The sequence below is a fragment of the Candidatus Parcubacteria bacterium genome (assembly GCA_023131895.1).
In the GTDB taxonomy this organism is placed as follows: Bacteria; Patescibacteriota; Minisyncoccia; order Minisyncoccales; family JAGMDC01; genus JAGLYZ01.
The window spans coordinates 67,463-80,038 of sequence record JAGLYZ010000001.1 but is presented as its reverse complement, the minus strand read 5'-3'; the positions used below and the strand labels follow the sequence as shown (position 1 = coordinate 80,038).

9 protein-coding genes are annotated in these 12,576 nt (G+C 32.9%); 1 reads left to right on the top strand and 8 read right to left on the bottom strand.

Going from position 1 to position 12,576, the window contains the following annotated elements; all coding sequences use genetic code 11:
* From KAT95_00300 to murB, 3 genes are all read right to left on the bottom strand, one after another.
* On the bottom strand, positions 1-651 hold the full coding sequence (locus KAT95_00300; GenBank protein ID MCK4520302.1) for a DUF1614 domain-containing protein: 651 nt from the start codon (positions 649-651) through the stop codon (positions 1-3).
* Between the two features lie 75 nt (positions 652-726).
* Positions 727-3,261, bottom strand: a complete 2,535-nt coding sequence (gene secA / locus KAT95_00295; GenBank protein MCK4520301.1) for a preprotein translocase subunit SecA — start codon at positions 3,259-3,261, stop codon at positions 727-729.
* 273 nt (positions 3,262-3,534) lie between these two features.
* Positions 3,535-4,428 (bottom strand): UDP-N-acetylmuramate dehydrogenase, encoded by an 894-nt coding sequence (gene murB, locus KAT95_00290; GenBank protein MCK4520300.1) that lies wholly within the window; start codon positions 4,426-4,428, stop codon positions 3,535-3,537.
* Between the two features lie 113 nt (positions 4,429-4,541).
* Here murB and KAT95_00285 point away from each other — a divergent pair, with 113 nt between their 5' ends.
* The gene (locus tag KAT95_00285; GenBank protein MCK4520299.1) at positions 4,542-5,708 is read left to right on the top strand and encodes a DegT/DnrJ/EryC1/StrS family aminotransferase; all 1,167 of its coding nucleotides are present in this window, start codon (positions 4,542-4,544) and stop codon (positions 5,706-5,708) included.
* Positions 5,709-5,965: 257 nt separating this feature from the next.
* Here the strand turns inward: KAT95_00285 and KAT95_00280 are convergent, their stop codons facing one another.
* The 5 genes from KAT95_00280 to KAT95_00260 all read right to left on the bottom strand — a co-directional run bounded on the left by KAT95_00280 (position 5,966) and on the right by KAT95_00260 (position 12,554).
* Entirely contained in the window at positions 5,966-6,685 is a 720-nt protein-coding gene (locus tag KAT95_00280) for a hypothetical protein (protein MCK4520298.1), read from the bottom strand.
* A 67-nt stretch (positions 6,686-6,752) separates the two neighbouring features.
* Positions 6,753-8,075 (bottom strand): exopolysaccharide biosynthesis polyprenyl glycosylphosphotransferase, encoded by a 1,323-nt coding sequence (locus tag KAT95_00275; GenBank protein ID MCK4520297.1) that lies wholly within the window; start codon positions 8,073-8,075, stop codon positions 6,753-6,755.
* A gap of 3 nt (positions 8,076-8,078) precedes the next feature.
* On the bottom strand, positions 8,079-9,131 hold the full coding sequence (locus tag KAT95_00270; GenBank protein ID MCK4520296.1) for an SDR family NAD(P)-dependent oxidoreductase: 1,053 nt from the start codon (positions 9,129-9,131) through the stop codon (positions 8,079-8,081).
* A 16-nt stretch (positions 9,132-9,147) separates the two neighbouring features.
* The gene (locus tag KAT95_00265) at positions 9,148-10,374 is read right to left on the bottom strand and encodes a glycosyltransferase family 4 protein (protein ID MCK4520295.1); all 1,227 of its coding nucleotides are present in this window, start codon (positions 10,372-10,374) and stop codon (positions 9,148-9,150) included.
* Positions 10,371-12,554, bottom strand: coding sequence for a bi-domain-containing oxidoreductase (locus tag KAT95_00260; protein MCK4520294.1), 2,184 nt, complete (start codon positions 12,552-12,554; stop codon positions 10,371-10,373). The genes KAT95_00265 and KAT95_00260 overlap by 4 nt, the downstream gene beginning before the upstream one ends.
* Positions 12,555-12,576 lie beyond the last annotated feature (22 nt).

Sequence of the window (12,576 nt, the reverse complement as noted above, 5' to 3'; positions counted from 1 at the left end):
TTAGAAACTGGTTAAGAGAGATGAAACAATGCCAACTAAAAAGATGCCGTCAAACACGCCGGCTCCGCCAATAGAGATAAAGCCTGGGCTCAATCTTTGCGCTTTTCTAATATTTAAAATATCAGCGCCGATTAAAGCGCCTAAGACACCTGAGACAAAAGCGCAGGGAGCAGCAAATCCCGGAGCTAAAATTAAGGCAAAAATAGCTGAAAAAATCGGTGGAACAAAAAATGGCAGAGCTATTCCCCTACCCGGAACAATCCGAGCCAGATAATAGCAAATAATTATCATAAAAGCAGTAGCTGCTAAAACTGGCTCTAATGGAATTTTAGACAAAAAGAAAATGCAAAGCAGGAAAGGAATTATTCCTCCGCCTAAATTGACAGCTATTCCCTGCTCTATTAGCTTTGGCTTATGAAAAAAACTAAAAAATCTATATTCTTTAACTTGAACTAATTTTTTTCTGGTCAAAGGAATATTTACTACTGAACCAAATAAAATTAAAACAAGCAATAAAAATGTTGCTTCCGGCGAAATGCCTAAATTCTCAAATCCAATAGTAATAATATGAAAAAAGCCCAAAACAAAAAGAATGGGTAGAAAAAGAATAAAGAGTATTAAAATTGAACACCCGGCTGGCAAGAAAAACATATTATTTTATTTTACCAAAAAACCGCCTTCAACGAAAGGCGGTCGATAATACAAACACCCGGTGTTTGTATTATTTTATCCATATTTGGGCCAGCAGCACTTTTTGTATTTTTTACCCGATCCACAGGGGCAGGGATCATTCCTGCCGATTTTTTTTCTTTTACCTAAAGGCCTTTGGACTGAAGGCCGGGCAGAAGAAACTCCTGGAGCAGAACTTGAAGGATGGCTGAATTCCATCCCTGGACTAGGAACAGTTTTTTCTTCAGGCTTGGTTAAACTCACTTTAAAAAGGGTTTCCACAATATTTGCTTCAATCATATTAAGAAGCTGGCGAAACATCTTATGCCCTTCGTTTTTATACTCCACCAAAGGATCTTTCTGTCCGTAAGCACGCAAACGCACAGAATCGCGCAAATATTCCATATTTTCCAAGTGGTCCATCCACATAAAATCTAAAGTTCGCAAAGAAATAATTTTTTCCACTTTTCTCATATTCTCCTCACCTATTTCTTTTTCTTTTTTCTCATAATCAGCTTCTGTTTTCCCTTGTTTTTTAACTATTTCCAGAATTTGAGCTTTAAGTTTTGAATCTTGAGCTTTTTCTAAGATTTCCCTCCGCTTCTTATAAATTACCTCTCTGTGTTTATTTAAAACATCATCATAATCTAATAAATGCTTTCTCAAATCAAAATTCATTCCCTCAATTTTTTCCTGCGCTGATTCAATAACTCCTGAAACCATTTTGGCTTCAATTGGCTGGTCTTCTGGAATTTTCAGCATTTCCATCATTTTCTGAATTCTTTCTCCGCCGAAAATCCTTAGCAAATCATCTTCCAAAGAAACAAAGAACTGGGAAGAGCCAGGATCACCCTGCCTTCCAGACCTGCCCCTAAGCTGATTATCAATTCTCCTCGCTTCATGCCTATCTGTGCCAATAACGCAAAGACCATTGCTTTTAATAACTTTTTCTGCCTCCTCTTTATCAAAAGGATTGCCGCCTAAAATTATATCTACTCCTCTTCCAGCCATATTAGTAGCAATAGTTACTGCCTTATATCTGCCTGCCTGGGCAATAATTTCTCCTTCTTTCTGATGATGCTTGGCGTTTAAAATCTGATGAGGAATTCCTTCCATATCTAACAGCTTGCCAAGATACTCATTCTTTTCAATAGAAGTGGTGCCAACCAGAATTGGCTGGCCTGTCTCATGCCTTTTCTTAATCTCTGACACAACTGATTTAAATTTTCCGTTTTCTGTTTTATAAATTCTATCCGGCAATACCTCGCGAACCATTGGCTTGTTTGTCGGTATAATAACAACTTCCAAACCATAAACTTTGTCAAATTCTTCGCCTGAAGTGGCTGCTGTTCCTGTCATTCCAGCTAGCTTATTGTAAAGCCGGAAATAATTCTGAAAAGTAATTGAAGCTAATGTTTTTGATTCTGGCTGGACATCAACTCCTTCTTTTGCCTCAATCGCCTGATGCAGTCCACCGGAATAACGACGGCCTGGAAGCAAGCGGCCGGTAAAATCATCAACAATAATAACTTGCCCGTCCCCGCCTTGCGGCGAGGCAGGTTTCACCACATAATCTTTGTCTTTTTTAAAAAGCGCTTGGGCGCGCAAGGACTGTTCCAAATGATGCAGATATTTAATGCCTTTTTCTTGATAAATATTTTCCATGCCTAAAATTTTCTCTATTTTTTCAATGCCTGGTTCAGTAAGAGTAACTGCTTTCATTTTTTCATCAATTTCATAATCAGTTTCTTTATTCAACTTAGGAATAATACTGGCAAATTCTGAATACATTTTTGTGGCTTCTATATCAGGAGCTGAAATGATTAAAGGCGTTCTAGCCTCATCAATTAAAATTGAATCAACTTCATCAACAATCGCGAAATCAAATTCTCGCTGAGCTTTGTCTTTTAATTCATAAACCATATTATCCCTTAAACAATCAAAACCAAATTCATTGTTGGTGCCATAAGTAATATCTGCTTGGTATGCATCCTTCCTTGAACATGGACGCAAGTAACTCTCACTCACTTTAAAACCGCCAAGAATATCTCTTTCTTCATCTCTTTCATTGTTTGAGATTTCTGACTTGCCAAAGTTAGGATCATAAATATAAGCAGTATCATGAACAATGCACCCAACTGACAACCCAAGAAAGTCGTATATCTGCCCCATCCAGACAGTATCTCTTTTAGTTAAATAATCATTAACTGTTACCACATGAACGCCTTTATCTGTTAAAGCATTTAAATAAATTGGCAGAGTAGAAGCTAATGTTTTTCCTTCTCCAGTTTTCATTTCCGCGATTTTACCTTGGTGTAAAACAATGCCGCCGATTATTTGGACATCAAAATGCCTTTGATTTAAAGTTCTTTTTGCCGCCTCTCGCACTAATGCAAAAGCTCTTGGCAATATATCATCAAGCGTCTTGCCTTTTTTTAATTCTTCTTTGAATTCTTCTGATTTTGAACGAAGCTTTTCATTAGAAAAATCCTTGAATTGCAATTCAAGGCTGTTTATCTCATCAACAATTGGTTGAATCTTTTTTAAATATTTTTCATTAGCATCACCGAATAGTTTTGATAAAATTTTCATAATAACTTAATTTTAGTATTTTTCTCAAAAAAAACAACCCCCTTCTTTTGCGCAAGCGCGAAAAGGAGGGGGTTGGAGAAGAAATTTATTTCTTCTTCTTCTTCTTTTTTTTCTTAGCCATCTTAATTATCTTAAAAATCACATTTTGCGTTTTTTAAGAACAGCTAGTTTTATCTAGGACAAATACTCGACTTGTATTTGCCATTTAAATTTATTACTTTATTTTTTCATTTTAAAAAACTTTGTCAATGTGGATAACTATAAAATTTTTAATTATTCCAAATATTCTATTTCTTCTTTTAATTCAATGCCGAATTTTTGTTTTACTTTTTTCTTTGCTAAATTTATTAATTTCAAAACATCTTCAGCTTTGGCATTATCTAAATTGACAATAAAGTTAGCATGTTTTTTAGAAATTTGGGCTTTGCCAGCTTTCTTTCCTTTTAAGCCGCATTGTTCAATCAGCCAGCCAGCAGAATGTCTCTTGTGGTTTTGGAATATAGAACCAGCTGAAGGAAAATCCAAGGGCTGGTTGTGTTTTCTCCATTTTAGGTTTTCCATTGCTCTTTTTCTAATTTCTTTTTTATCACCTTTTTTCATTTCAATTTCCGCTGAAAGAATAATCAAATTTTTCTTATGCTTAAAAATACTATCCCTGTATTTAAATTTACAATCCTTATTTTTCAAAGTTTTGGATTCTAAATTTTTAATATCCAAACATTTTACTTTTTTAACAATATCAGAAATTGATTGTTCAAAAGCGCCGGCATTGCCCCTAATTGCACCGCCAACAGTGCCTGGAATTCCTATTGCCCATTCCATACCAGTTAGTCCTTTCTCTGCTGTTTTAGAAACCAGTAAAGATAAAGGCATCCCAGCTTCAACATAAATTTTTGGATTTTGAAATTTGGTTTTTATTTGGAATAATTTGGAATAATTTGGACTTTGGATTTTAATCACTAATCCATCATATCCTTTGTCTGCTGCTAAAATATTGCTTCCTTTGCCTAAAATAAAAAAATCCAGCCCTAGTTCTTTTACTGCCTTAATTGCTTTGATTAAGTCATTTGCAGTTTTGGCAATATAAAAATATTTCGCTGGTCCGCCAATCTTAAAGGTAGTGTAATTCTTCAATTGAACATTTTTTTTAAACTTTAAACTTTTCATTTTTAGTTTTAAAAGGCCGGGAGAGTTGACTCCAATTCTAAGTCTTTAGTGAGTGCTTGGCTCCCGGCCATTTTTATTATAGCAAACTTTTATTTAATATGCTATCATATTCAATGATGAAAATGTATTTTGTCCATCCGCAAATAAATTTAAAGAAAAAAAAACTTAAGGAAATCTTTTTTTCTTTTTTACAGTCCGCTGATTTAAAAGCTTTAAATAAAAAGCTTTCTTTTTGTTTTCCAGAAAAACAAATTATTTTCACTGATATGGGAAGATCAGCTTTCAGGATTATAATTGAAAAAATGAATTTAAGAGACAGCCAAATCCTTTTTCCTGCTTATGTTTGCGACATTTTCTTTCCTATTTTTAAAAAATATAATATCAAACCGATTTTTATAGATGCTGATATCAAAAGTTTTAATATCAAAATTGAAACAATAGAAAAGAAAATCACTCCTAAGACAAAAGCTGTTTTTGTTCCGCATATCTACGGACTTCCGAATAATATAAAAAAGATTACAGCGATTGCCAAAAAACACAATCTGAAAATAATTGAGGACTGCGCCCATAGCTTGGGAGCAAAGCAAAATGAAACTTATCTTGGAAATTTCGGTGATGCCGCCTTGTTCAGTTTATACAAATCTCTGCCTACTATAAGAGGCGGAATGCTGGTCTGCCCGAATGACTGGGAAATTGAATTGGAAAAAACTAGTTTTTCTTTCAGGGATATTCTTTCTTTTTTAAACTGCTTCCCTTTCTGGGCATATATCTTTAAAAAATTCGGCAGTAAAATCGCTCCAAAAATGATTAGAAAAGAAAAACTGTTTAAAATTGGAGGAATTAACCAGGTTTCTTTAAATTTGTTTTCCTGTTTTTTTGAAGAACATCAAAAAAACTTAAAAAAAAGAATTAAACTGGCCAGCTTTTTTCAAAAAGAACTTAAGTCCTTGGGCTTTGAAACGCAAAAATCAAAAAACAATAGTTTTGGCTACTTATCTGCTTTAATGCCAAAAAAAATAAAAGAAAAAAGAAACGATTTTATAAAAGGGCTGCAAAAAAAAGGCATCTTTTGTACGAGAATGTGGCACCAGCCAATAATCCTTAATCCAGAAGCGCAGAAAAAATATAAATTAGATTTGCGTCAATTTCCTAATACAGTTGATATCAGCCAGAGGATTATTAATTTCCCTTTGCAAAATCACTTTCAGAAAAAAGACATCAAAGAAATAATTAAAATGATAAAATCAGTTTTATTAACACTACAAGGACAGTCCTCGTAGTATCGGGGTTGACATAAAAGTTTGAATTTGCTAACATTAAATTAGTGAGTGTGGTTCCTATGAGAAATCAAAGGAGCTCCATTCTTTGTCGGCAAAAGATCCCGGTTTCCGGGGTTTTTTGCTTTATAAAAACCAGCCTCGATTTAAATCAAAGCGGGATACTAAAAGCAGCAAGGCATTTTTGCGGCTGAAATAAAAAAATTACTGAATAATTCAGTAATTTTTCTATAGGATAATATATCGAATTACTATTTGTTTTAAGCTAAATTTTTCTCTTTTTCCCACATTTCTTTGAAAAAAGCTAAAAATGTTCCAACAAACAAGCCTAAAACAGCTACAATAACTATATTTAACAAAGGTCTTGGTTTTACTGGTTGTTCCGGAATTATGGGCTTTTTCACTACTTTTGTTATTTGGATGGTATTCGTCTGATTTTTCAAATTTACAAGTTTGATTTGTAATTGAGCAATTCCTTCTGAATAGTATTTTTTTGTCTCCAAGAAATTTAATTCTGCTTGAATTTCCTCTATGTTTTCCTTAATCTCTGATTTTTTCTTATCTAACTTTTCTTGATGTTCTTTTAAAATTAAATTATCAATTTCTTCTAAAATTGTTTTAGCTAACTTTGGTTCGTTAGATTCTATTTTCATTACTACCAAATTTGTGTTTTTCGGATTTTCTGTTTTCATTTTAGGATAATCCTGTTCTGAAATTTGCAATTGTTCTCTAATTAAAACTCCATAAGCATCGCTCTCTATTTTTGCAACTATCTGACTCGGCTCCTCAATCAATTCAAAGCTATCCTTTCCTTGTTTTTCCATTATACCTACTTCCAAGCTTGTACTAATTTCATAAACTTTTGGCATATAATAACTAAAACCAGCTGCTACAGCAACTGCCAAAATAGTAATTCCAAAAATCATTTTTCTTCTTTTCAGAATTACTTTTATATAATCCATCAAATCAATCTCATCCATATTATCTCTTTGATACATGCCCTGCTCCATATTTTTTATATTAACAATATCTGAAAAAATGTCAATTTTATCTAAAAATAAGCTGAATGGTTTTGAATAAAATAGCCAAGTCCAAAAAGAAAGAACGATTTTTAATATAATAAAGGTCGTATTGAAATTTTTCTTTCGCCTCTTCAACAGAGGTAGAAGCTGGATAATGTATTTGCGCCCACCCAGTAAATCCTGGCCTCACTAAATACCGTTGTTGATAAAAAGGAATTTCTTTCTCAAAAATTCCACTTAATTTCTCCCATTCCGGCCTAGGACCAACAAAACTTAAATCCCCCTTTAAAATACCCCAGAACTGGGGAAATTCATCTAAGTGAGTGGTTCTTAAAAACCTGCCTACCATGGTAATTTGGCCTGGATCTCTTTCTCTCCAGGGTTCTTTATACTGGTCTGGCGTTTCTTTCATACTTCTAAATTTATAATGCCTAAATACCTTTCTATTTTTGCCTATTCTTCTATGAATATAGAAAATAGAACCAGGAGAATCTATTTTTATAGCCAAAGCAATAAAAGGGAAAAGAATTATTGTGATTAAAAGCCCGATAAAAGAAAAAACTATATCAAATGTTCTTTTTGATATTTCGTAAATTCTTCTCTTTGATTGTGAAATATTTTGCAAGAACCATAATTCATCAATATCTTCTAATGGCACTTTCTTTGTTATTGTTTCATAAAAAGTAATAAAACTAATATAATTTAATTTCAGAGGTAATGTTGAAAATATTTTTTGAGATAACTCTTTGTCTTTATGAATATCCAAAGCAAAAACGATTGTATCTACCCTATTTTTCTCTATAATTTCTTTTAGTTTAGTAATATTTTCTGCAGGGTCAAAAAAGGAAACTACTTCATAATTGCTTTGATTGATGTAATTTGATATTAGTTCTTTAAATTGTGAGCTAAGCCCTATAATAACTATTTTTTCTTTAAAACCTCTTGTTTTGATGACACGGTTTAGAATATATCGCCAAATAAAAATAAAAGAAGAAAATATTAAAATATCTAAGACCAAAATTGTTTTAGGGGTAATAACTGATTGAGGTTTTAAATAAAAATAAACGACCCCGAAAATTCCGGCCAAAAAAATAAAAATTACTAAATTACGTAAAACATCAAATATCTTTCTTAAAGGAGGTATCTCATAAAAATCAAAAGCAAAGAGAAGTAAAATCCAAAATATAGCAATAATTGAAAAATGAAAAATAAAAGCTTGTGTTCGCGGACCGGGCAAAAAAGAAAAATCACCATACCTTATAGCTAAAGCCAAAAATAATGCTCCATACATTAAAATAATATCTCCTATAATTAAAATACATTTAAGAAGACTCTTTTTGTCTGACATAAATTATTTTTGAAAACTATTAGTATAAATTTCTCGAACTGCTGAAGAAATACCAGGTCCGAATTTAGCAGATTTTTCTATATTATCCCAATTTTCTTTAAACCAATCAATAGTATTTATAAGGCCTTGTTTAAACTCTGTCTTAGGTTCGTAACCGACTAATTCTTTGGCTTTGTCCACTGAAGCCAATAATCTATCTTTAGTATCCCACTTTCGCCTACTGGCAAATCTTACTCCTGTCTTATTCCCTATTATTTCATTTATCATATTTGCTAAGTCAATAATCTTCGTTTCCTTGCCTGAAGCAAGGTTAAATTCTTTATTTATTGCTTTTTCATAAAAGCCTGCTCTTAAAAGCCCGTCAACTAAATCTCCAACATATGTAAAATCTCTTGTTTCTTCTCCGCTTCCGGTAATTGGCAATGGTAATCCTTTTTTTGCCCAATAAATAAAGTTAGGGATTACGTTTCTATACTGTCCCGGCACTTCCCCAGGACCATAAGAATTAAAAAACCTTGTTTTTACTACTGGCAAATCATAATGATTATAGAAAAAATTACAATATAGCTCTCCCAACATTTTTGTTACTTGATAAGGAGTACTTAAATTCATTGACATAAAATCTTCCTTCAAAGGCAGGGGAGATGCACTTCCGTAAATAGAACATCCAGAAGAAACATATATAAATTTCTTAATTCCAGTTAAGTTTGAATATTCAAGCATTTTTAAAGTTCCAAATCCATTTACTTGTAAATCTCTTTCAGGATAGTCAACCGAGTTTTGGTTGGCAAAAAAAGCAGCTAAATGAAACACTATTTCCGGTTTTTCGTTAAAAACTCGTTTTAAATCTATATCATCAGTTACATTCCCCTTTATAAACATAACATTCTGCAAAGAAAGAATATTCCATTTATAAGATGAAGATAAATTATCTAAAATAATTATAAGTTTTGCTCCAGCATTAGAAAGTGCTTTAACTAAATTAGTACCAATAGCTCCAGCTCCGCCAGTGACTAATATTGTTTTGTCTTTATAATATTGAATATAATCTTCCATAATATTTAATAATATCTTATTTTTTAATTATTTTCAAGAATAAATTTTCATATTTGCCAACGCAGATTTCCCGGGAAAAATTCTTTTCTGCATATTTTCTCGCATTCCTACTGAATTCTTCTCTTTTTTCTTTGTTTTTATAAAGCTCTAAAATTGCCTGTGACATAGCTTTTGGATTTTCAGGCTCCACAACTATTCCTGCCTGCGCTTGCTTAATTATCTTTGAAGCATCTCCTTCTAAGGGCAAGCTTGCGATAATAGGCCTTCCGGCAGCCATAATGCTCATAATTTTTCCAGGCACAACTGGTGTTTTCACTTCTTTTTTTAGGGTTGCCAGACAAATATCAGAAGCAGCTAAAACCTGTGGATAAATTCTACGCGGCTGCATTTGTAAAAACTTAACATTTTTTAATTGAAGCTCTTTTGCTTTATTCTGAAGTTTTTCTTTTGCCACGCCCTCACCAACTAAAAGAAATATTATATCTTTGTAGCTATCAAGAAGTTTAGCGCTCTCAACCACTGTTTCTAAGTCCTGGGCAAAACCCATAACTCCGGCATAGGAAACCACAAAGCTATTTCCTAAATTATACCTCTGGCGAAAATCGTTTATCCTATTTTCTGGTTTTATTAAACCAGTATCTACCCAGTTAGGCACTACTGATATTTTATTAGGATTTAGGCCATCAGAAACTAAATAATCAAGATTTCCTTTGGAATGAACTGTAATAAAAGAAGCTTTTTTATAAATAAATTTTTCCATCGCCCTGGCTATTTTTATTAAGAAGCCACTCTTAAGCAATCCTAAATCAATAGCGGTTTGAGGATAAATATCCTGAACATTAAAAATAAAAGGTGTTTTTCTAAAAAACTTAATTAAAGAAGCAGAAAGTCCTAAGGGCAATGGTGGAGAATAAACCAAAATTATATCCATCTTTTCTAAAAAAAGTCCTCTAATAAAAAAGAGGGAAGATAAAAGAAACTGTTCAAAAGTTCTTGCGGCTGGAATACCGCGAGGAAAAGGCAAAGTAGCCAATCTTACCACCTCTATTCCTTTCATCTTCTCTCGGAACAATATTTTTCTTTTATATTTTTTATCTAAGTTAGGAATATTATACTTTGGCAGTCCAGTAATTACTGTAACTTTATGGCCATTTTCAACTAAACTTTCAGCAAGTTCATAAAAAAGATGAGAAGCAGATCTAATTTCAGGAGGGAAAGAATTAACCAAAATAAGAATCTTCATGAATTTAATACATTGATATCAATAATTTGAGGGGTATTTTTTTGAATCGATTCTATTATTTTAAAAGTAGTAAGAGTGGTAAAAAGATATTCCTTGAACTTAACTGGTGTCTCTTCGCCTTTTTGAATTGCCTCAAAGAACAGCCGAAATTCATCTTTGTAACCTTTATCTATGTCAAAAGTACTTTTCTTTTTCTTTCTGCCGTTCTGTACATAAAGCATAGATTTAAAATTATCAATTACCGCCACTGCTCCTCCTCCAAAAATTTCAATTCTCTCGCGAGGATAAGCTCTGGTTCCAAGCGCTGTGTAAACTATTGAAGCTATTGAACCTGAGCTCATCTTAAGATTTATTAAAACATTATCATTAGAAATATGTTCGTTGATTTTACCAGAAATAGTTTTAGCATAAACTTCCATTGGTAAAGATCCTGTTAAAAATTGAATTAAATCTATAAAATGGCAACCCTCTCCAATAATACTTCCACCTCCGACAGATAGATCGTGAGTCCAATGATCTGGAGGAATATAACCGATATTAACACGGCAATTTACAGCAAAAGGACCTTTATACCAACTAAACAATTCTTTTACTAAAACACTAAAAGGAGAAAAACGTCTATTAAGACCAACCATTACGCGGGCAGAAGTTTGATTATAAATTTTGATTATTTCTTTAAGCTGCACTTCATTCATAGCTAAAGGTTTTTCAATAAAAATATCTTTCCCTGCTCCTAAGGCATCTTTCAACATTTTAGCATGAAGATTATGAGGGGTGGCAATTACTACTGCATCAATATCCGTATCATTAAGAATTTGTTTATAATTTGTTGTACAATATTTAAAATCAAATTTTTCACCTATAAAACGAGCATTCACACCTTCGGCATCAGCTATTCCTAAAAGATTAATTTTGGGAATTTGTTTTATTGTAGGAAGGATTACCCCTTTAGAATGAAGACCAGCCCCAATTAACCCTACATTTATCTCTTCTTTTTTGCTTTTCTTAATAATTTTTGTTTCATTCAAATTTATTTTCTGAATCTCTTTCTTGTTCTCTTCATATTTTAATAAAACTCCTATATAATTTTCTTTTGTTTCCCCTAAAATCATCTCATAGGCCTTTAAAGCATCGTCAATTTTAAACCTGTGTGTTATAAGTGGTTCTAGTCTTACTTTTTTTTCTCCAATTAATTTTAAAAATTCTTCAAGATTACGTCTCAATGTCCAACGAACATAGGCAATGGGATAATCTATGCCTTTTTTCTCGTACAAAGAGTCATAAATACCAGGTCCGGAAGAACGAGAAACAACTACTTTCAACTCTTTTTCGTAATAAACTTTCCTGGGAATATTAATTGTTATTTCCCCTGTAATCACCACTTTGCCTCTTTCCCTGGCAATTTCTCCAGCTAATTCAATCGGTTGATTACTATAGGTACTAGCAAAAATATAAACAATATCTGCTCCAACCCCTTGAGAAAAACTTTTTACCCTGTTCTGAATATCATCCTTATTAATTACTGCTACCTCATCAGCGCCTAATTCTTTGGCTAACTTAGTTTTATCCTCATTGATATCCACTCCAAAAACTCTAAGACCCGAAGCTTTTAAAATTTGAACAGCAATTTGTCCTAAGAGTCCTAATCCGATAACTACTGCTTTCTCGCCAAGGGTTGGTTCTCCTGTTCTCACTCCATGAAGAGCAATGGCTCCCAAATCCACAAAACAAGCTTCTTCAAAACTGACATTTTCTGGAATTTTAACACAGAGGTTTCTGGGAACATAAATAATTTCAGCATGAGAGGCAAACTTGTGACCAGCGCAAGCCACCCTATCTCCTACTTGAAATTCATCAGCCCCTTGCCCAACTTCGATCAGCTTACCTGCTGAACTGTAACCCAAAGGTAAAGGTTCTTCAAGTCTAGCCATTGCTTGTCGATAAGCCTCAAATAAACCCTCTTGTTTTACTTTATTAATAACTTTTTTAACTAAATCAGGACGGGATTTAACTTTAGCGAAAAGATTCTTTTTCGCCAAATTAATCATTAACTTTTCCGTACCAATACTAATTAAAGAATTAATATTTCTTACTAAAACTCCTCCCGGTCTAATAATTGGGGCTGGAACTTCCTGCACTTCTAATTCTCTTGTTTTGTAATTTTGAACAACTTGTTTCATTTTAGTTCTTTTTAAAAAAATT

Coding starts and splice junctions, on each gene's coding strand:
- secA (MCK4520301.1), bottom strand. CDS start 3,261: ATGAAAATTTTATCAAAACTATTCGGTGATGCTAATGAAAAATATTTA.
- KAT95_00265 (MCK4520295.1), bottom strand. CDS start 10,374: ATGAAGATTCTTATTTTGGTTAATTCTTTCCCTCCTGAAATTAGATCT.
- KAT95_00280 (MCK4520298.1), bottom strand. CDS start 6,685: ATGGATGAGATTGATTTGATGGATTATATAAAAGTAATTCTGAAAAGA.
- KAT95_00275 (MCK4520297.1), bottom strand. CDS start 8,075: ATGTCAGACAAAAAGAGTCTTCTTAAATGTATTTTAATTATAGGAGAT.
- KAT95_00300 (MCK4520302.1), bottom strand. CDS start 651: ATGTTTTTCTTGCCAGCCGGGTGTTCAATTTTAATACTCTTTATTCTT.
- KAT95_00285 (MCK4520299.1), top strand. CDS start 4,542: ATGATGAAAATGTATTTTGTCCATCCGCAAATAAATTTAAAGAAAAAA.
- murB (MCK4520300.1), bottom strand. CDS start 4,428: ATGAAAAGTTTAAAGTTTAAAAAAAATGTTCAATTGAAGAATTACACT.
- KAT95_00270 (MCK4520296.1), bottom strand. CDS start 9,131: ATGGAAGATTATATTCAATATTATAAAGACAAAACAATATTAGTCACT.
- KAT95_00260 (MCK4520294.1), bottom strand. CDS start 12,554: ATGAAACAAGTTGTTCAAAATTACAAAACAAGAGAATTAGAAGTGCAG.